This is a genomic window from Kitasatospora sp. NPDC058032 (assembly GCF_042885845.1).
GTDB lineage: Bacteria > Actinomycetota > Actinomycetes > Streptomycetales > Streptomycetaceae > Kitasatospora.
Map to the genome: position 1 here is coordinate 40,792 of NZ_JBHVRK010000026.1, position 18,935 is coordinate 59,726.

Here is an 18,935-nt window from a genome sequence, read left to right on the forward strand (position 1 = left end):
GGTGAGGACCGTGGCAGCCCACGATGACGACTACAACCGCAGCACCGGCAGGCCCGCTCGTGGTTCCGACGAGGCCGCTCAGGTCTCGTACCTTGAGCAGGAAATCGCCGTGCTGCGCCGCAAGCTCGCCGACTCGCCGCGCAATTCGAGAATCCTCGAAGAGCGGATCGTCGAGCTCCAGACCAACCTGGCCGGCGTGACCGCCCAGAACGAACGGCTCGCCTCCACCCTGCGTGAGGCCCGCGACCAGATCGTGGCCCTCAAGGAGGAAGTGGACCGGCTGGCACAGCCCCCGGCCGGATTCGGCGTCTTCCTCAGCGCCAACGAGGACGACACCGCCGACATCTTCACCGGCGGCCGCAAGCTCCGCGTGAACGTCAGCCCCAACGTCGCCCTCGACGAGCTGCGGCGCGGCCAGGAAGTCATGCTCAACGAGGCCCTCAACATCGTGGACGCGATGGCCTTCGAGCGCATCGGCGACCTCGTCACCCTCAAGGAGGTCCTGGAGGACGGCGAGCGGGCCCTGGTCATCGGCCACACCGACGAGGAGCGGGTGGTGCGCCTCGCCGAACCGCTGCGCGAGACCACCCTCCGGGCGGGGGACGCCCTGCTGCTGGAACCGCGTTCCGGCTACGTGTACGAGGTCGTGCCGAAGGCCGAGGTCGAGGAACTGGTCCTCGAGGAGGTCCCGGACATCGATTACCGCCAGATCGGCGGCCTGTCCAACCAGATCGAGCTGATCCGCGACGCGGTCGAGCTGCCCTACCTGCACGCCGAGCTCTTCAAGGAGTACGAGCTGCGCCCGCCCAAGGGCGTGCTGCTCTACGGCCCGCCCGGCTGCGGCAAGACGCTGATCGCCAAGGCCGTGGCGAACTCGCTGGCCAAGAAGGTCGCCGAGGTCACCGGCCGCCCCCAGGGGAAGAGCTACTTCCTCAACATCAAGGGCCCCGAGCTGCTCAACAAGTACGTCGGCGAGACCGAGCGGCAGATCCGCCTGGTCTTCCAGCGGGCCCGTGAGAAGGCCGGCGAGGGCACCCCCGTCATCGTCTTCTTCGACGAGATGGAGTCCCTCTTCCGCACCCGCGGCTCCGGCGTCAGCTCGGACGTCGAGAACACCATCGTCCCCCAGCTGCTCGCCGAGATCGACGGCGTGGAGGGCCTGGAGAACGTCATCGTCATCGGCGCCTCGAACCGCGAGGACATGATCGACCCGGCGATCCTGCGGCCCGGCCGCCTGGACGTCAAGATCAAGATCGAGCGCCCGGACGCCGAGGCGGCCAAGGACATCTTCTCCAAGTACCTCAAGGACTCGCTGCCCTTCCACCCGGACGACGTCAAGGAGCACGACGGCTCCGTCGAGGCCACGGTGGCGGCGATGATCCAGTCGGTGGTGGAGCGGATGTACTCCGAGACCGAGGAGAACCGCTTCCTGGAGGTCACCTACGCCAACGGTGACAAGGAGGTCCTGTACTTCAAGGACTTCAACTCCGGCGCGATGATCCAGAACATCGTCGACCGGGCCAAGAAGATGGCCATCAAGGACTACCTCGACCACGGCCAGCGCGGTCTGCGGGTCTCCCACCTGCTCAACGCCTGCGTGGACGAGTTCAAGGAGAACGAGGACCTGCCGAACACCACCAACCCGGACGACTGGGCCCGGATCTCCGGCAAGAAGGGCGAGCGGATCGTCTTCATCCGCACCCTGGTCACGGGGAAGCAGGGCGCCGAGTCCGGCCGCTCCATCGACACTGTCGCGAACACCGGGCAGTACCTGTAACCGACCCGGTCCGGGCCTCCCGGAACGCTCGCACCCCGTCCGGCTGTGGCGCCTCGCGGCCCCGCAGCCGGACGGCGCGTCTCGGGACCCGCCGGTCGGTACCGCGTTCTAGGCTCGACCCACCGTTCGCGGGCAGACGGCCGGCGTCGGTGTTGTTCAGCGGTACGTCAGCGTGGACCGCCCGCCGGGGGCGGCCCACCGGGCAAGGAGGGCCGCATGACCGTACGGCGCGTGATGGGCATCGAGACCGAGTACGGGATCTCCGTGCCCGGGCACCCCAACGCCAACGCCATGCTCACCTCGTCCCAGATCGTCAACGCGTACGCGGCGGCGATGCACCGGGCACGGCGGGCCCGCTGGGACTTCGAGGAGGAGAATCCGCTGCGCGACGCCCGGGGCTTCGACCTCGCACGGGACGTCGCCGACGCCAGCCAGCTGACCGACGAGGACATCGGCCTCGCCAACGTCATCCTCACCAACGGCGCGCGGTTCTACGTGGACCACGCGCACCCCGAGTACAGCTCGCCCGAGGTGACCAACCCGCGCGACGCCGTGCTCTGGGACAAGGCCGGCGAACGGATCATGGCAGCCGCCGCACAGCGCGCGCTGGAGCTGCCCAACGGGCAGAACATCCACCTCTACAAGAACAACACCGACAACAAGGGCGCCTCCTACGGCACCCACGAGAACTACCTGATGAAGCGGGCGACCCCGTTCGCCGACATCGTCCGCCACCTCACCCCCTTCTTCGTCTCGCGCCAGGTGGTCACCGGCGCCGGCCGGGTCGGCATCGGCCAGGACGGCTCCGCCCACGGCTTCCAGATCAGCCAGCGCGCCGACTTCTTCGAGGTCGAGGTCGGCCTGGAGACCACCCTCAAACGGCCGATCATCAACACCCGGGACGAACCGCACGCCGACGCCGAGAAGTACCGCCGGCTGCACGTGATCATCGGGGACGCCAACCTCTCGGAGATCTCCACCTACCTCAAGCTCGGCACCACCTCGCTGGTCCTGGCCATGATCGAGGACGCCTTCATCACCTCCGACCTGGCCGTCGACCAGCCGGTGCGCACCCTGCACCGGATCTCCCACGACCCCACGCTGAAGCACCTGGTCACGCTGCGCAGCGGGCGCCGGCTCACCGCCGTCCAGCTCCAGCTGGAGTACTTCGAGCTGGCCCGCAAGTACGTCGAGGACCGCTTCGGCACCGACGCCGACGAGCAGACCGTGGACGTACTGGCCCGCTGGGAGGACGTGCTGGGCCGCCTGGAGCGCGACCCGATGTCGCTCTCCCGCCAGCTGGACTGGATCGCCAAGCGGGAGATCCTGGAGGGCTACCGCAGCCGGGACGGCCTGGAGTGGGACAGCCCGCGGCTGCAGCTGGTCGACCTCCAGTACAGCGACGTACGGCCCGAGAAGGGCCTCTACAACCGCCTGGTGGCCCGTGGCCGGTTCGACCGGCTGCTGACCGAGGAGGAGGTCGTCAGGGCCGTCGGCAAGCCGCCGGAGGACACCCGGGCGTACTTCCGCGGGCGCTGCCTGGAACAGTACGCCGAGCACGTCGCGGCGGCCTCCTGGGACTCGGTGATCTTCGACCTGCCGGGCCGGGACTCGCTCCAGCGGGTGCCCACCCTGGAGCCGCTGCGCGGCACCCGCAACCACGTCAAGGAGCTGCTGGACCGCTGCCGCACGGCGGAGGACCTGCTGCGGGTCCTCTCCGGCGGGTAGCCGGGTCACTTTCCGATCACCACGGGTGAACGCCGGGCAAATGGGAATCATCCGGGGTGACGGCGGACGTTGGACAGGAAGCGCCACCGGCAAACCGGAAGCGGGTTGTCGCACCTTGTGTATAGGGTCGGTGCAGCAAGCAACGACCAAACCGTGCCAGACGATCGAGCGGGGTGAGGTAAATGGCGAGCAAGGACACCGGCGGCGGCCAGCAGCGGGCGAACCGCTCCTCCGAGGAGGTCGAGGAGCAGGCCGCGGAAGCGCAGAATTCGGATGACCTCAAGGAACGCCAGGAAAAGCTGAGCGACGACGTCGACGCGGTTCTGGACGAAATCGACGAGGTCCTGGAATCGAACGCCGAGGATTTCGTGCGGCAGTTCGTGCAAAAGGGCGGACAGTAATTCCGTCCGGAATCCGGGAGGCTGCCCGGCGGCATTCCGGGAATCCACGGTCGCGAACGATGACGGCGGACGGGCGGCGGGAGCCGTCCGTCCGTCCGGTCCGGCCCCGCACCGTGCTGGACAGTGATCGTCCGGCCGGTAGGGTGCGGGCAGTGCGCGCTTCAAGCTACCTGGAAGGAATCGTGTGGAAGCCAACACTCGTGGCACCGGGCGTCTACCGGCTGCCTTCCTGACCCCGGGGTCCTCGTCGTTCCTCGACTTCCTGGAGGCCCACCGGCCCGAGTTGATCCCCGGCCGGCGCCGGCTGCCCGAGGGCGTCATCGAGGCCCCGCACGGCACGACCATCGTCGCCGCGGTCTTCGACGGCGGCGTGGTCCTCGCCGGTGACCGCCGCGCGACCATGGGCAACGTGATCGCCCAGCGGGACATGGAGAAGGTCTTCCCGGCCGACGAGTACAGCGCGATCGGCATCGCCGGCACCGCCGGCCTCGCGATCGAGATGGTCCGGATGTTCCAGCTGGAGCTGGAGCACTACGAGAAGATCGAGGGCACCGTGCTCTCCCTGGAGGGCAAGGCCAACCGGCTCACCACCATGATCCGGGGCAACCTCGGCATGGCGATGCAGGGCCTGGCGGTCGTCCCGATGTTCGCCGGCTACGACCTCGACCTCGGCCGCGGCCGGATCTTCACCTACGACGTCACCGGCGGCCGCTCCGAGGAGCGCGGCTTCGCCGCCACCGGCTCCGGCTCGGTCTTCGCCCGCGGCTCGATGAAGAAGCTCCACCGCGACGACCTGACGGCCGACCAGGCCGCCACCATGGTGGTCCAGGCGCTCTACGACGCGGCCGACGACGACTCCGCCACCGGCGGCCCCGACCTCGCCCGCAAGATCTTCCCGATCGTCTCGCTGATCACCGAGGACGGCTTCCGCCGGCTCACCGAGGCCGAGGTCACCGAGATCGCCGTCTCCATCACCGACCGGCGCCTGGCCCACCCCAACGGGCCGCAGGCCCCGCTGCTCTAGCCATCAACTGAGGAAGGAAGGGACGATCGCCGGTGTCCACACCGTTCTACGTCTCCCCCCAGCAGGCCATGGCGGACCGCGCGGAGTACGCCCGCAAGGGCATCGCGCGCGGTCGCAGCGTGGTCGTGCTCACCTACGCGGACGGCATCGTCTTCGTCGCCGAGAACACCTCCCGGGCCCTGCACAAGGTGTCCGAGATCTACGACAAGATCGCCTTCGCGGCGGTCGGCCGGTACAACGAGTTCGAGAACCTGCGCATCGGCGGCGTCCGCTACGCCGACCTGCGCGGCTACACCTACGACCGGGCCGACGTCACCGCCCGGGGCCTGGCCAACGTCTACGCCCAGACGCTCGGCACCATCTTCTCCTCGGTCGGCGAGAAGCCCTACGAGGTCGAGCTGATCGTCGCCGAGGTCGGCCGCACGGCCGAGGACGACCAGATCTACCGGCTCACCCCGGACGGCTCGGTGGTCGACGAGAAGAACTACGTCGTGGTCGGCGGCAACGCCGACTCGATCGGCAACTACCTCGGCCAGCGCCACCGCAGCGGCTTCTCGCTCACCGAGGCCGTCAAGGTGGCCGTGGACTCGCTCGCCCGCGACCCCAACGGCGGCAGCCCGCGCACCCTCACTCCCGACCAGCTGGAGGTGGCGGTCCTGGACCGCCAGCGCTTCCAGCAGCGCAAGTTCAAGCGGATCCTGGGCGGCCAGCTCGCCCGGCTGCTCGACGGCGACCAGTCCGCCGAGTCGGACGACTCGGACGACGCGGACGACAAGGGGAAGCCGGCGGCCACCCCGCCCGGCGACTCCGACCAGTAGTGCCCACGGGGTCCCGTACGGCGGCCGGCGACGGCGGCGGCCGCACGGGACCCCGGTGCCCCTGCGGCGGCCCGGACGGGCTTTCGCGGAGGCGGTTTCGGACAGCTCCCATCAGAGAATGGATGGCCCATGGACCGCCGAATTTTCGGGCTGGAGAACGAGTACGGAGTCACCTGCACGTTCCGCGGACAGCGCAGGCTGTCCCCGGACGAGGTCGCCCGCTACCTCTTCCGCCGCGTAGTCTCCTGGGGCCGCAGCAGCAACGTGTTCCTGCGCAACGGTGCCCGCCTGTACCTCGACGTCGGCTCCCACCCCGAGTACGCCACCCCCGAGTGCGACGACGTCGTCGAGCTGGTGACGCACGACAAGGCGGGCGAGCGCATCCTCGAAGGTCTGCTGGTCGACGCCGAACGGCGGCTGCACGAGGAGGGCATCGCCGGCGACGTCTACCTCTTCAAGAACAACACCGACTCCGCCGGCAACTCCTACGGCTGCCACGAGAACTACCTGGTGGCCCGGCACGGCGAGTTCTCCCGGCTGGCCGACGTGCTCATCCCGTTCCTGGTGACCCGGCAGCTCATCTGCGGCGCCGGCAAGGTGCTGCAGACCCCCCGCGGCGCGGTCTACTGCGTCAGCCAGCGCGCCGAGCACATCTGGGAGGGCGTCAGCTCGGCGACCACCCGCTCCCGCCCGATCATCAACACCCGCGACGAGCCGCACGCCGACGCCGAGCGCTACCGCCGGCTGCACGTGATCGTCGGCGACTCCAACATGTCGGAGACCACCACCCTGCTCAAGGTGGGCGCCACCGACCTGGTGCTGCGGCTCATCGAGGCCGGCGTGGTGATGCGCGACCTCACCTTGGAGAACCCGATCCGGGCGATCCGCGAGGTCAGCCACGACCTCACCGGCACCCACCAGGTCCGGCTCGCCAACGGCCGGGAGGCCAGCGCGCTCGACATCCAGGAGGAGTACTACACCAAGGCCCTGGAGTTCGCCGACCGCAAGGGCATCAACACCGGCACCATCGCGCGCGTCCTCGACCTGTGGGGCCGCACCCTGGAGGCGGTCAGGACCGAACGCCTCGACGGGGTCGCCACCGAGATCGACTGGATCATGAAGTACAAGCTCATCGAGCGCTACCGCGAGAAGCACCAGATGAGCATGAGCAACCCCCGGGTCGCCCAGATCGACCTCGCCTACCACGACATCCACCGCCGTCGCGGCCTGTTCTACCTGCTCCAGGCCAAGAACCAGGCGCAGCGGGTGACCACCGACCTCAAGACCTTCGAGGCCAAGTCGATCCCGCCGCAGACCACCCGGGCCCGGCTGCGCGGCGACTTCATCCGCCGGGCGCAGGAGCAGCGCCGCGACTTCACCGTCGACTGGGTGCACCTCAAGCTGAACGACCAGGCGCAGCGCACCGTGCTCTGCAAGGACCCGTTCCGGTCCGTCGACGAGCGGGTGGAGAAGCTCATCGCCGGCATGTGACCGGCGCGCGGGCGGGGGAGCGGCGCGCGGCCCCCGTCGTCCGTCGGTGTGATCTTCGCGGCGCCCGGTCCCGGTGGTGCCTACCGGGACCGGGCGCCGTCTGCGCATACGCTGTCCGTCGAGTCCGGAGCCGGAGTCCGGAGAGCCGACTTTGACCGACAGTTAGGAACGCCGTGCGCCGCACCGCCGGGTTGCTTCTCACCCTGCCCCTGCTGCTGGCGGTGGCCTGCAGCAGCTCCACCAAGCCCGCCGGTCAGGCCACGCCCACGGCGTCGCCGACCGCCGCGCCCACCGTGCCCGCCCCGGTGAACGAGGCCTCGCCGATGCCGGTGCTGTCCGGCGGGGGCTTCGGGAGCAAGGCCACCATCACCATCCCCGAGGGCCAGCAGCCCAGCGGTCAGTTCGTGGTGAACACCGTCAGCGAGGGGGACCGCCCGGCGGTCAACAAGGGCGACTGGGTGACGGTCAACTACACCGCCAAGGACTGGACCACCGGCAAGGACCTGCCCAGCTCCTACGACTCCGGCGGCAAGCCGCAGCTCTACCAGGCGGGCAGCGGGCAGCTGGTGCCGGCCTTCGACCAGAGCGTGATCGGCAAGAAGGTCGGCAGCCGGCTGCTGGTCGTCGCCCCGCCGGCCGCCGCCTTCGGCACCCAGGGCTCCACCCAGCTCGGCGTCGGCCCCGGCGACACCGTGGTCTTCGTGCTGGACATCATGGAGAGCCTGCCGCCGGACTCCACGCTGTCCGGCACCATGACGCAGGCGCCGACGAACCTGCCGCAGGTCAAGGACAACGGCAAGGCCGCCGTGACCATCACCGTGCCGGCCGGGGAGGCCCCGCCGACCGACCTCCAGCAGGCCGTGCTGATCAAGGGCGAGGGCAAGCAGGTCAAGTCCGGGCAGACCCTGGTCGTGCAGTACACCGGGGTGCTGTGGAGCAACGGCCAGCAGTTCGACTCCTCCTGGAGCCACGGCGGCGCCCAGGCCCTGCAGATCGGCACCGGCAGCGTGATCGAGGGCTGGGACAAGGGCCTGGTCGGCCAGAACGTCGGCAGCCGGGTCCTGCTGGTGGTGCCGCCGGCGCTCGGCTACAAGGACCAGGCACAGGGCTCCGTGCCGCCGAACTCCACCCTGGTGTTCGTGGTGGACATCCTGGAGGCCGTGTAGCACCGGATCAGCGGAGATCCCCGGCGCGGGCTGGTTCGAGCCCGGGGGAGTCCGTACGCTTGGGCGGGCGCTCGCACGGGCAAGCGCCCGCCCTCATCCTGACCTGTCATACTGCCCTCGCACTGTGGTGGGCGCCGCCGGCGCCCGGGGTCCGGGCGGGCAGTGCGGCAGCACCCCGGCGCCACCACGCCGGCCGTAGACCTCGAAGACCTCGTGGCGAGATGGATGGGGAGTCATGTCTGAGAAAGCGTCGAGCCCGGGCGGGTCCGGCACCACGCCTGGTAACTCCGCCGGCGACCCGGCCGACTCGCGGCCCGGCGGCCCGCTCCCGGGCGACGGTGAGTCGATCATCGTGCCCCCGGCGATCCTGAAGCAGCAGGCCGGGTGGGGCGGGTCCGGGGAAGCTCCGCGGGCCACCGGGACGAAGACCGACGAGGCCCCGCAGATCTTCGCGTCCACCGTCCGCCGCGGGGACACCTCCGAGGCCGGGTACGACGAGAACCCGGGCAACGTCGGCAAGCTCGGCGTGATCCTCGGCACAGTCCTGGGCGTCCTGCTCATCGGCAGCGCCGTCACCCTGTACCTGGTGAACAAGGACGGCTCGGACGACACCGCCGCTGCCAAGCCGGACGCCGCCAAGTCCGCCCCGGCGACGCCGTCCGCCGAGCCCGTCCCGCCGATCAAGGACAGCGCCAAGGTGCTGCCCAACGTCACCGGCGACTTCGGCAGCAAGGCCACCATCGAGGTGCCCGCCGACCAGGCCGACGGCAACTTCGTCGTCAAGGTCCTCTCCGAGGGCAACGGCGCCAAGGTCGAGAAGAACTCCTGGACCTCCGTCGACTACACCGGCAAGGACTGGAACACCGGCAAGGACATCCCCTCGTCCTACGACGACAAGGGCAAGCCGCAGATCTTCCAGGCCGGCACCGATGCGCTCATCCCGGCGCTCGACCAGGCCGTCATCGGCAAGAAGGCCGGATCCCGGCTGCTGGTCGTCGCCCCGCCGGCCGCCGCCTTCGGCGCCCAGGGCAACCCCAGCATGTCGATCGGGGCGAAGGACAATCTGATCTTCGTCATCGACATCCGCAACAGCAACGCCCCCGACGCCGTCGTCAGCGGCACCGTGACCCCGCCGCCCGCGGACTTCCCGCAGGTCAAGGACAACGGCAAGAAGCCCGCCGACATCACCCCGGTGCCCGGCGCGGCCGACCCGACCGAGCTCAAGAGCCACGTCCTCATCAAGGGCGAGGGCCGCAAGGTCGAGAAGGGCGAGAAGATCCTCGTCCAGTACACCGGCGCCCTGTACAAGGACGGCAAGGTCTTCGACTCCTCGCTGACCCGCGGCCAGGCGTTCTCCTTCCCGCTCGGCGGCGGCCAGGTCATCGCCGGCTGGGACCAGGGCCTGGAGGGCCAGACCATCGGCAGCCGGGTCGAACTCGTCATCCCGGCCTCGCTCGGCTACAAGGACCAGGCCCAGAACGAGATCCCGGCCAACTCCACGCTGGTCTTCGTCGTCGACATCCTCGACGCCGGTCAGGGCTGATCCACTTTCGGGTGACAATGGTGTACGTGTGACCTCCGGGCCCGGCCGCGTGGTCGAGGCCCGGACGGGCGGCGGGCGCCCGTACCGTGGTCCGGGAACGGACCGGGGTGCGGGCGCCCGCCGCTTGGTCGTGGAACGAACCAACCGTGAGATGAGGTACTAGTGAGCAAGCCCGAGATCGACTTCCCGGTCGGCGACCCGCCGGCCGAGCTGAAGATCCGCGACATCGTCGTCGGCACCGGCGAGGAGGCCAAGCCGGGCCAGGTCGTCGAGGTCCACTACGTCGGCGTCACCTTCGCGACCGGCGAGGAGTTCGACGCCAGCTGGAACCGCGGCTCGACCTTCAAGTTCCCGCTCGGCGGCGGCCGGGTCATCAAGGGCTGGGACCAGGGTGTCGCCGGCATGAAGGTCGGCGGCCGGCGCGAGCTGACCATCCCGCCGCACCTGGCCTACGGCAACCAGTCGCCCAGCCCGCTCATCCCCGCGGGCTCGACCCTGATCTTCGTGGTCGACCTGATCTCCGTCTGAGGACGCTGATCGCCAGGGCCGCACCCCCTGAGGGGGGTGCGGCCCCACGTGTTCGGGGATGTTCGCGGACTCGGCTTTTGCACGGTGTACCGCTACCGGTACGGTCGGTCCCGCCGGGTCAACGACGACGCCCGGCGGGCGCACCCCGCGCGCGGCGCGGCACACCGGAAGGGTCAGCGATGGCGATCGCCAAGGCAGAGCGGCTGATGAATCTCGCCCTGTGCCTGATGAACACCAGACGTCCGCTCTCCAAGAAGGAGCTGCGGGAGTCCATCGAGGCCTACCGCGAAGCCTGGCAGAACAGCAGCGAGGAAGCCTTCAACCGGATGTTCGAGCGGGACAAGGACGACCTGCGCGAACTCGGACTGGTCATCGACGTCGACGAGAACGCCCTCGACGGCGAACTCGGCTACCTGGCCCGCGCCGACCGCAACCGCCTGCCCGAGATCGCCCTCGACGCCGAGGAGGCCGCCGCGCTCACCCTCGCCGCCCGGGTCTGGCAGCAGGCCAAGATGAGCGGCGCCGCCAGCGGCGCGCTCCAGAAGCTCCGCGCCGCCGGCGTCCCCTTCACCGAGACCGAGCGCCGCCCCGCCCTCGAACCGCGCATCCCCGCCCGGGAGGCCGCCTTCGAACCGCTGCTCACCGCCGCCCGCGACCGCCGCCCGGTCACCTTCGAGTACCGCAAGGCCGGCGCCGCCGCCGTCGAACAGCGCAGTGTCGAACCCTGGGCCCTGGAGTGCTGGCGCGGTCACTGGTACCTGGCCGGCTGGGACCGTGACCGCGAGGACGCCCGGGTCTTCCGGCTCAGCCGGATCACCGGCAAGGTCCGGGCCCGTTCCGGCGCCTTCCTCGGCACGGTGCCCGAGCACGTCGACGTCCGCGCCACCGTGGCCAAGTTCGCCGGGGAGGGTGCCACCGCCACCGCCGTGGTCAGGGTCCGCCGCGGTGCGGGCTTCCCGCTGCGTACCAAGGCGCTCGCCACCAGGCGGGCCGACGACGGCTGGGACGAACTGGAGATCCCGTACGGCAACGGGCTCGGCGCCGACCTCGCCGAGTTCGGGCCGGACGTGCTGGTGGTCGGCCCCGAGGAGCTGCGGGCCGACGTCATCGACCGGCTGCGTGCGGTGGCCGGCACCGTGGTGGAGGATGTGCGGGCATGAGCAACGCGATCGACCAGACCCGGCGGATGCTCTCGCTGGTCACCTACCTGCGCGAGCGCCCCGGCGCCGAGGTCGCCGAGGTGGCCCGCGCCTTCGGCATCAGCGAGCGCGAACTCATCGGCGACCTCAACGTCCTGCCGATGTGCGGAACCAGCTTCCGCGGCGGCGACCTGCTCGACATCGACACCGACGGCGAGCGGATCTGGTGGCACAACGTCGACGACGTCGCCCAGCCGCTGCGGCTGGCCGCCGACGAGGCGACCGCGCTGCTGGTCGCCGCCCGCGCCGTCGCCGGACTGCCCGGCCTGCGGGCCGGCGACCGCGAGGCGCTCACCCGGGCCGTCGCCAAGATCGAGAACGCGGCGGGGGAGAACGCCGAGGGCAGCGCCCGGGTCGGCGTGACCTTCGAGGCCGAGAGCCACGTCTTCGCCGACATCGACCGCGCCCTCAGCGAGGGCCGCCGGCTCTGGCTGCGCTACTACTCGCACGGCCGCGGCGGCATGACCGAGCGCGAGGTCGACCCGATCCGGCTGCTCACCGAGGGCCACACCTACCTGGAGGCCTGGTGCCGGACCTCCGAGGACCACCGGATGTTCCGGCTCGACCGGGTCGCCGAGATCAAGGTCCTGGACGTCCCCGCCGATCCGCCCAAGCGTGAGCCGCGCGACCTCTCCGGCGGGCTGGTCAACCCCTCCGCCGACGACCCCGAGGTCGTCGTCGAGGTCTCCTCCGGCGGCCGCTGGGTCGCCGAGTACTACACCCACGACCGGGCCGAGGAACTGCCCGACGGCGGGCTGCGGATCACCCTGCGCAGCGCCGACCCCTCGCAGCTGCGCCCGCTGGCGCTGCGGCTGGGCCGCGACGGGCGGATCGTCTCGCCGCCGGAGCTGGCCGGGCAGGCGCGGGCGGCGGCGCTGGAGGCGCTGGCGCACTACGGGGAGGGGCGGGTCTGAGCCGTGGAGCCCGGTACCAGATTCAAGGTGTACTGCTCGGAGTGCCGGGAGAAGGTGGAGCTGCCGGTCGAGGCGTTCCGCCTGACGTTCGGCCGCGCGGCGGCGCAGCCGCACTACAGCTTCGGGTGCCCGCTGTGCGGGGCGGCGGTGCGCAAGCCCGCCGGGGAGAAGATCGTCGCCGCGCTGACCGCGGCCGGGGTGCGGACCATGCGGCTGGTGCCGGCCGAGGGGTGAGCGGGGCGGATAGGGTGGGGGACATGTCCTGGATGCTCGTCGCCGCCGTCCTCCTCGCCACCGCCGGCCTGCTGGTGCTCGGCGTCCTCGCGGTCCGGCTCTGGATGGACGTGCGGGCCCTGGCCAAGGGCGTGGACGCCGCCTCCCGGGCGCTGGCCGAGGCGGCCGGCGCCCTCGCGGCCTCGGCGGCGGCCCGCTCCTGACGGCGCGCGGGCCCGCCGCGGTCCGGCGTACGGAGCGTTCACCCCGGCGCACGGAGTGCGGCGGACCGTCGCGGACCTGCCGGTCATGTCGAACGGGGCGCACCGGGGGCTGCTCTTCGGAGGTAGGGGCGCGTTACGCTCTCAGTTGGCTCCTGAGCGCGAACGGGGGCCGCTGTCCTGTTCGGGCGGCCGTCGTCACGGCGTCACCCGCAGCGGTTACCATCCCCGCAGCGGGCGGCCCGTCGGATGCCGCCGAGACTGAAGGTGGTCGAGCATGCGGGTCTCGTTCACCGCGATCCTCGTGGTCGCGGTCATCGCCATTGCGCTTTTCGGTGCCAAGCGGCTGCCGGAGCTGGCGCGTTCCCTGGGCCAGTCGGCCCGGATCCTCAAGAGCGAGGCCAAGGCGATGCGCACCGACGGCACCGCCGACACCCCGGCGCCGTCCGCCCCGGCGGTGGCCGACGGCGGTACGGCGAAGACCATCCAGTCCGCCCCGGGCGCGCCCGAGACCGCCCGTCCGGTGAACGAGCAGCCCACCGGGCAGTCCGCTCCGGACGGCGGGGCGCGCTGAGCGCGCGGCGCACGCGACCACTGGAGGCCCGTCGACCGGCGGGCCTCGACGCACGAGTTGAGGACCGGGGTTGAGCAAGCTCACCAAGGCGTCGAAGACGCCCAAGGATCCCGAGGGGCGGATGGCCCTCGCCGACCACCTGCGGGAACTGCGGAACCGCGTGGTCAAGTCGGTCCTGGCGATCGTGGTGATCACGATCGTCGCGCTGATCTTCCACAAGCAGATCGAGACGCTGCTGCTCAAGCCGCTGCCGCAGTGCACCCCGGAGACCATCGAGACCACCAAGGGCAAGTGCGCGCAGGTCTCCACCATCGGTCTGACCGCCGGTTTCAACTGGATGCTCAAGGTCGCCCTGACGGTCGGTGTGGTCGTCACCGTCCCGGTCTGGCTGTACCAGCTGTGGGCCTTCGTGGCGCCCGGTCTGCACAAGCACGAGCGCAAGTACACCGTGATCTTCATGGCGTGCGGCGCTCCGCTGTTCCTGGCCGGTGTGACCCTGGCGATCCTGCTGCTGCCGGTGACGGTCCAGGTGCTGATCTCGTTCACCCCGGACAAGACCACGCCGATCCTGCCGCCCGCGGACTACTTCGACATCGCCACCCGGCTGGTGCTGGTCTTCGGTCTGGCCTTCGAGTTCCCGCTGCTGCTGGTGATGCTGAACCTGGTCGGCATGGTCACCGGCAAGCGGCTGCTGGGCTGGTGGCGCGGCATGGTGATGGGCATCACCGTGTTCGCCGCCTTCGCGACGCCCAGCGCCGACCCGCTCAGCATGCTGGCGCTGGCCGCGCCGATCTGGGCGCTGTACTTCCTCGCGGTCGGGGTGGCGATGCTGAACGACCGGCGCAGGGCCCGGCGCAACCCGGACCTCGCGCTGAGCGACGAGGAGGCCTCGCAGGTGGACCTCTCGGTGGCGCCGGTCGCCGGGGCCGAGGCGATCGAGGCGTCGAGCACGCCGAGTGCCTCCGGCCACGTGCCGGCCGCCCGCCACGAGCAGATGGACGACATCACCTGAACCGGCCGATGACCTGAGGTCCGGCCACGGGCCCCGAGCCCCGGCCCGCCGCTTTCCGAGCGGCGGGCCGGGGCTTTTCGATGTTTTTGGCCCGTTCCGGGCGGGTGGTCTTGGCAGGTTCGATGGCATGTGACATATTACTGACGTGTCCCACTCCCAGAGACTCCCCGACGTCGTGGTGGTCGGTGCCGGTGTCGTCGGCGCCGCCTGCGCGTACTACGCCGCCCGGGCCGGCCTCGCCGTCGACGTCGTCGACCGCGGTCCGGTCGCCGGCGGCACCACCGGCGCCGGCGAGGGCAACCTGCTGGTCTCCGACAAGGAGCCCGGCCCCGAGCTCGACCTCGCCCTGCACTCCACCGGCCTGTGGCGCGAACTCTCCGACGAGTTCGGCGCCGCCGTCGAGTACGAGGCCAAGGGCGGCCTGGTGGTCGCCGCGACCCCCGCCCGGCAGGAGGCGCTGCGCGCCTTCGCGGCCGCGCAGCGGGAGGTCGGCGTCACCGCCGAGGAGATCCCCGGCGAGCGGCTGAACGAGCTGGAGCCGCACCTCGCGCCCGGCCTGGCCGGTGGCTTCCACTATCCCCAGGACGCCCAGGTCCAGCCCGCGCTGGCCGCCGCCCACCTGCTGCGCGCGGCCCGCCGGGCCGGGGCGCGGCTGTACACCGGCGAGGCCGTCCGGGCCGTGCGGCTCGGGGCCGACGGCGCCGTGCGCGGCGTCGAGACCGAGCGGCGGCGGCTGGACGCGGCCGCCGTGGTCAACGCCGCCGGCACCTGGGGCGGCGAGCTGGCCGGGCTGGCCGGCGTCCGGCTGCCGGTGCTGCCGCGGCGCGGGTTCGTGCTGGTCACCGAGCCGCTGCCGAGGATCGTCCGGCACAAGGTGTACGCCGCCGACTACGTGGCCGACGTGGCCAGCGGCTCCGCCGCGCTGCAGACCTCGGCCGTGGTCGAGGGCACGCCCGGCGGGCCGGTGCTGATCGGCGCCAGCCGTGAGCGGGTCGGCTTCGACCGGACGCTCTCGGTGGAGGTGCTGCACCGGCTGGCCGCCCAGGCCGCCGCGCTCTTCCCGGTGCTGGCCGGGGTGAACGTGATGCGCGCCTACCGCGGCTTCCGGCCCTACCTGCCGGACCACCTGCCCGCGATCGGCGCCGACCCCCGGGTGCCCGGGCTGTACCACGCCTGCGGTCACGAGGGCGCGGGCATCGGCCTGGCCCCGTCCACCGGGCTGCTGATCGCCCAGCAGCTCACCGGCAAGGAGCCGGATCTCGGTCTCGCCCCCTTCCGGGCCGACCGCTTTCCGGCCGAGGACGACGCCGCCTGAGGCCGGGCCGGGCCTGGCCCGGGGCTTCGCCCGGGGCCCTGCCGAGGCCCTGCCCCAGGCCTTGCCCGAGCTTGCCGCGCACTTTGCAAAGTGCGCGACGACTTTGCAAAGTGCACTTGGCGGTCAGGTCGTCCGACCACCCCACGATCGGCTCTTGAGCTGAACGGAGAACCCCCACCCATGCGCCGTAGCCGCACCCCCGCGGATCTGGTCGAGGCCGAACCCGCGCCCGCGTTCACCATCGACTTCGACGGCCGGCCCGTGCCCGCGCTGCCCGGGCAGACCATCGCCGCCGCCCTGTGGGCCGACGGCGTGCTCGCCTGGCGCACCACCCGGGTCGGCGGGAAGCCGCGCGGGGCGTTCTGCGGGATCGGCGCCTGCTTCGACTGCCTGGCCACCGTCGACGGGCGGCCCAACCAGCGCACCTGCCTGCTGCCGGCCGAGCCCGGCACCACCGTCACCACCCAGGAGGGCCACGGCCGTGCCGAGCTCGACGTCTGACCCCGTGGCCGGTGAGCCGCGCCCCTACGACCTCGCGGTGATCGGCGCCGGCCCGGCCGGCCTCGCCGCCGCCGTGACCGCCGCCGACCTCGGGCTGCGCTGCGCCCTGGTCGACGCCGGCCGCAGCACCGGCGGCCAGTACTACCGCCACCCGGCCCCCGGCCTCGGCGCCGCCCGGCCCGACCGGCTGCACCACGGCTGGTCCGTCTACACCGGCCTCGCCGACCGGCTCGCCGCCCACCGCGCGAGCGGCCGGGTCGACCTGCTGTCCGGCCACCAGGTGTGGGCGCTGGAGCGCGCCGGGGAGCGCGACTGGCGGCTGCACGTCACCACCGGCCCGGACGCCGAGGACCGGGCCACCGTCCGCTCGGCCGCCGTGCTGCTCGCCACCGGCGCGTACGAGCGGCAGCTGCCCTTCCCCGGCTGGACCCTGCCCGGAGTGGTCACCGCCGGCGGCGCCCAGGCCATGCTCAAGGCCGGCCTGGTGCTGCCCGGCCGGCGGATCGTGGTGGCCGGCAGCGGCCCGCTGCTGCTCGCGGCGGCCTCCTCGCTGGTCACCGCCGGCGCCGAGGTGCCCGCGGTGGTCGAGGCCACCGCGTACCTCGGGTACGCCCGTCGCCCCGGCGTGCTGGCCGCCGTTCCGGCCAAGCTGGTCGAGGGTGCCGGGCACGGCTCCGCGCTGCTGCGGCACGGCGTGCGGCTGCGGCCGCGCAGCGCGGTCGTCGAGGTTCACGGAACGGACCGGGTCACCGCCGTCACGGTGGCCCGGTTGGACGCCGAATGGCGTCCGGTGCCCGGCAGTGGGCGACGGATCGAGTGCGACGCGCTCGCCGTCGGCCACGGCCTGGTCCCGCAGATCGAGCTGGCCACCGAGTTGGGCGCGGCCACCCGCACCACGCCCGACGGGACGGCGGCGCTCAAGGTCGACGCCCGCCTGAGGACCACCGTCCCCGGGCTCTGGGCGGCCGGCGAGACCTGTGGGGTCGGCGGCGCCGACCTGGCGATCACCGAGGGCGAGCTGGCCGCGCACGCGGTCGCCGACCAGCCGGTGCGCACCGCGCTGCTGCGCCGGCGCTCCCGGCTGCGGGCCTTCGCCGAGCTGATGGCCGCCGCCCACCGGCCCGGCCCGGGCTGGACCGACTGGCTGCGGGAGGACACCGACGTCTGCCGCTGCGAGGAGGTCCCGGCCGGGCGGATCCGCGAGGCGGTGGACGAGCTGGGCGCGGGCGACGCGCGCACCGTCAAGCTGCTGACCAGGGCCGGGATGGGCTGGTGCCAGGGCCGGATGTGCGGTCCGGCGGTGGCCTGCCTGGCCGGCGGCGGCGCCGCGGACGGGGAGGTGCGGGCCGACAGCCGGCCGTTCTCCTGCCCCGTTCCGCTCGGACAGCTCGCGGCGGACCGGACCGACCAGGACTGAGCCCGACCGGCCGGGACCGGATCCGTCCGGTTCCCGGCCGACCCGCCCGAAATCGCCCGGCGAGGCCTCTTGTGTCCGCCGCGTGCCCTCTAATAAAATGTCACACCTCACCAAGGAGTCACCTGTGTCCAAGACCCTGCACGACGCCACCAAGCCCTGGCGCGGCATCATGGTCGCCACCACGCTGCCGCTGCGCCCGGACCTCTCCGTCGACTACGACGCCTACGCCGACCACGTCCGCTGGCTGATCGAGTCGGGCTGTGACGGCGTCGTCCCCAACGGCTCGCTCGGCGAGTACCAGACCCTCACCCCCGAGGAGCGCGCCAAGGTCGTCGAGGTCGCCGTCGAGGCGGCCGGCGACGGCTCCCGCGTGATGCCCGGCGTCGCCGCCTACGGCAGCGCCGAGTCCCGCCGCTGGGCCGAGCAGGCCGCCGAGGCCGGCGCCGGCTCCGTCCTGCTGCTGCCGCCGAACGCCTACCGCGCCGACCGGGCCGCCGTCCGCGGCCACTACGCCGAGGTCGCCAAGGCCGGCGTGCCGATCGTCGCCTACAACAACCCGATCGACACCAAGGTCGACCTCGTCCCGTCGCTGCTCGCCGAGCTGCACGGCGAGGGCTCGATCGTCGCGGTCAAGGAGTTCACCGGCGACGTCCGCCGGGCGTACGAGATCGCCGAGCTGGCCCCGGGCCTGGACCTGCTGATCGGCGCCGACGACGTGCTGCTGGAGCTGGCCCTGGCCGGCGCGGTCGGCTGGATCGCCGGTTACCCGAACGCGCTGCCCGAGGCGAGCGTCGCGCTGTACCAGGCCGCCGTCGCCCACGACCTGGGCACCGCGCTGCCGCTGTACAAGGCGCTGCACCAGCTGCTGCGCTGGGACTCCAAGACCGAGTTCGTCCAGGCGATCAAGCTCTCCATGGACATCGCCGGCCGCCCCGGCGGTCCGACCCGCGCCCCGCGCCTGCCGCTGACCCCGGAGATCGAGGCGGCCGTCCGCGCGGCCACCGAGAAGGCGCTGGCCGAGGGCCTCGCCTGACCGGCACCCCGTAGTTCCCGGAGTCCGGGACGGCCGGCTGCGGCGGCAGCCGGCCCCCTG

At 72.0% G+C, this 18,935-nt stretch carries 19 protein-coding genes and 1 pseudogene; all 20 read left to right on the plus strand.

The features are described 5' to 3' along the window. Window positions 1-10 precede the first annotated feature (10 nt). The 20 genes and pseudogenes from arc (at window position 11) to ACFVUH_RS30760 (ending at window position 18,875) form a co-directional block, all read left to right on the plus strand. Window positions 11-1,777: a proteasome ATPase gene (gene arc / locus ACFVUH_RS30665; protein ID WP_355372445.1), complete on the plus strand. Its 1,767-nt coding sequence runs from the start codon at window positions 11-13 to the stop codon at window positions 1,775-1,777. Window positions 1,778-1,993: 216 nt separating this feature from the next. Next, window positions 1,994-3,505: a depupylase/deamidase Dop gene (gene dop, locus ACFVUH_RS30670; protein ID WP_355372447.1), complete on the plus strand. Its 1,512-nt coding sequence runs from the start codon at window positions 1,994-1,996 to the stop codon at window positions 3,503-3,505. 182 nt (window positions 3,506-3,687) lie between these two features. Beyond that, window positions 3,688-3,906, plus strand: coding sequence for a ubiquitin-like protein Pup (locus ACFVUH_RS30675; protein WP_344321819.1), 219 nt, complete (start codon window positions 3,688-3,690; stop codon window positions 3,904-3,906). A gap of 155 nt (window positions 3,907-4,061) precedes the next feature. Continuing rightward, a pseudogene (locus tag ACFVUH_RS30680) lies at window positions 4,062-4,139 on the plus strand (recombination endonuclease VII); the annotation flags it as partial. Next, complete coding sequence (prcB, locus tag ACFVUH_RS30685) at window positions 4,136-4,930, plus strand: proteasome subunit beta (protein ID WP_387916665.1); 795 nt, start codon at window positions 4,136-4,138, stop codon at window positions 4,928-4,930. The pseudogene ACFVUH_RS30680 and the gene prcB, both read left to right, overlap by 4 nt. A 32-nt stretch (window positions 4,931-4,962) precedes the next feature. Continuing rightward, window positions 4,963-5,748 (plus strand): proteasome subunit alpha, encoded by a 786-nt coding sequence (gene prcA, locus ACFVUH_RS30690; protein ID WP_380687244.1) that lies wholly within the window; start codon window positions 4,963-4,965, stop codon window positions 5,746-5,748. 129 nt (window positions 5,749-5,877) lie between these two features. Next, window positions 5,878-7,239 carry a Pup--protein ligase gene (pafA, locus tag ACFVUH_RS30695; protein ID WP_355372456.1) on the plus strand — a complete coding sequence of 454 codons (1,362 nt, stop codon included), beginning with the start codon at window positions 5,878-5,880 and terminating at the stop codon, window positions 7,237-7,239. A 173-nt stretch (window positions 7,240-7,412) separates the two neighbouring features. Then, a complete protein-coding gene (locus ACFVUH_RS30700) occupies window positions 7,413-8,405 on the plus strand; it encodes an FKBP-type peptidyl-prolyl cis-trans isomerase (protein WP_387916619.1) in 993 nt (330 codons plus the stop codon). Window positions 8,406-8,640: 235 nt separating this feature from the next. After that, complete coding sequence (locus ACFVUH_RS30705; protein ID WP_355372462.1) at window positions 8,641-9,948, plus strand: FKBP-type peptidyl-prolyl cis-trans isomerase; 1,308 nt, start codon at window positions 8,641-8,643, stop codon at window positions 9,946-9,948. A gap of 162 nt (window positions 9,949-10,110) precedes the next feature. Further along, the gene (locus ACFVUH_RS30710) at window positions 10,111-10,476 is read left to right on the plus strand and encodes an FKBP-type peptidyl-prolyl cis-trans isomerase (protein WP_355372465.1); all 366 of its coding nucleotides are present in this window, start codon (window positions 10,111-10,113) and stop codon (window positions 10,474-10,476) included. 179 nt (window positions 10,477-10,655) lie between these two features. Continuing rightward, the gene (locus tag ACFVUH_RS30715; protein ID WP_355372468.1) at window positions 10,656-11,636 is read left to right on the plus strand and encodes a WYL domain-containing protein; all 981 of its coding nucleotides are present in this window, start codon (window positions 10,656-10,658) and stop codon (window positions 11,634-11,636) included. After that, window positions 11,633-12,589: a WYL domain-containing protein gene (locus ACFVUH_RS30720; RefSeq protein WP_355372471.1), complete on the plus strand. Its 957-nt coding sequence runs from the start codon at window positions 11,633-11,635 to the stop codon at window positions 12,587-12,589. The genes ACFVUH_RS30715 and ACFVUH_RS30720 overlap by 4 nt, the downstream gene beginning before the upstream one ends. Window positions 12,590-12,616: 27 nt before the next feature. Beyond that, complete coding sequence (locus ACFVUH_RS30725; protein ID WP_355372474.1) at window positions 12,617-12,823, plus strand: hypothetical protein; 207 nt, start codon at window positions 12,617-12,619, stop codon at window positions 12,821-12,823. 23 nt (window positions 12,824-12,846) lie between these two features. Then, on the plus strand, window positions 12,847-13,026 hold the full coding sequence (locus ACFVUH_RS30730; RefSeq protein ID WP_387916622.1) for a hypothetical protein: 180 nt from the start codon (window positions 12,847-12,849) through the stop codon (window positions 13,024-13,026). A gap of 274 nt (window positions 13,027-13,300) precedes the next feature. Continuing rightward, on the plus strand, window positions 13,301-13,597 hold the full coding sequence (tatA, locus tag ACFVUH_RS30735) for a Sec-independent protein translocase subunit TatA (RefSeq protein ID WP_387916624.1): 297 nt from the start codon (window positions 13,301-13,303) through the stop codon (window positions 13,595-13,597). A 121-nt stretch (window positions 13,598-13,718) separates the two neighbouring features. Continuing rightward, window positions 13,719-14,609, plus strand: coding sequence for a twin-arginine translocase subunit TatC (gene tatC, locus ACFVUH_RS30740; protein ID WP_387916666.1), 891 nt, complete (start codon window positions 13,719-13,721; stop codon window positions 14,607-14,609). A 145-nt stretch (window positions 14,610-14,754) separates the two neighbouring features. Beyond that, the gene (locus ACFVUH_RS30745; RefSeq protein ID WP_355372485.1) at window positions 14,755-15,924 is read left to right on the plus strand and encodes an FAD-binding oxidoreductase; all 1,170 of its coding nucleotides are present in this window, start codon (window positions 14,755-14,757) and stop codon (window positions 15,922-15,924) included. Between the two features lie 180 nt (window positions 15,925-16,104). After that, window positions 16,105-16,425 carry a (2Fe-2S)-binding protein gene (locus ACFVUH_RS30750; protein ID WP_355372488.1) on the plus strand — a complete coding sequence of 107 codons (321 nt, stop codon included), beginning with the start codon at window positions 16,105-16,107 and terminating at the stop codon, window positions 16,423-16,425. Then, the gene (locus tag ACFVUH_RS30755) at window positions 16,406-17,842 is read left to right on the plus strand and encodes an NAD(P)/FAD-dependent oxidoreductase (protein ID WP_387916625.1); all 1,437 of its coding nucleotides are present in this window, start codon (window positions 16,406-16,408) and stop codon (window positions 17,840-17,842) included. Before ACFVUH_RS30750 ends, ACFVUH_RS30755 begins: the two co-directional genes overlap by 20 nt. Window positions 17,843-18,011: 169 nt before the next feature. Next, the gene (locus ACFVUH_RS30760; RefSeq protein ID WP_387916668.1) at window positions 18,012-18,875 is read left to right on the plus strand and encodes a dihydrodipicolinate synthase family protein; all 864 of its coding nucleotides are present in this window, start codon (window positions 18,012-18,014) and stop codon (window positions 18,873-18,875) included. The last annotated feature ends 60 nt before the right edge of the window (window positions 18,876-18,935 follow it).

Excerpts from the sequence above, each read along its gene's own strand:
- tatC (WP_387916666.1), top strand. The coding sequence starts at position 13,719 with ATGGCCCTCGCCGACCACCTGCGGGAACTGCGGAACCGCGTGGTCAAG.
- ACFVUH_RS30760 (WP_387916668.1), top strand. The coding sequence starts at position 18,012 with ATGGTCGCCACCACGCTGCCGCTGCGCCCGGACCTCTCCGTCGACTAC.
- ACFVUH_RS30675 (WP_344321819.1), top strand. The coding sequence starts at position 3,688 with ATGGCGAGCAAGGACACCGGCGGCGGCCAGCAGCGGGCGAACCGCTCC.
- pafA (WP_355372456.1), top strand. The coding sequence starts at position 5,878 with ATGGACCGCCGAATTTTCGGGCTGGAGAACGAGTACGGAGTCACCTGC.
- ACFVUH_RS30705 (WP_355372462.1), top strand. The coding sequence starts at position 8,641 with ATGTCTGAGAAAGCGTCGAGCCCGGGCGGGTCCGGCACCACGCCTGGT.
- ACFVUH_RS30720 (WP_355372471.1), top strand. The coding sequence starts at position 11,633 with ATGAGCAACGCGATCGACCAGACCCGGCGGATGCTCTCGCTGGTCACC.
- tatA (WP_387916624.1), top strand. The coding sequence starts at position 13,301 with ATGCGGGTCTCGTTCACCGCGATCCTCGTGGTCGCGGTCATCGCCATT.
- ACFVUH_RS30730 (WP_387916622.1), top strand. The coding sequence starts at position 12,847 with ATGTCCTGGATGCTCGTCGCCGCCGTCCTCCTCGCCACCGCCGGCCTG.
- ACFVUH_RS30715 (WP_355372468.1), top strand. The coding sequence starts at position 10,656 with ATGGCGATCGCCAAGGCAGAGCGGCTGATGAATCTCGCCCTGTGCCTG.
- dop (WP_355372447.1), top strand. The coding sequence starts at position 1,994 with ATGACCGTACGGCGCGTGATGGGCATCGAGACCGAGTACGGGATCTCC.
- ACFVUH_RS30750 (WP_355372488.1), top strand. The coding sequence starts at position 16,105 with ATGCGCCGTAGCCGCACCCCCGCGGATCTGGTCGAGGCCGAACCCGCG.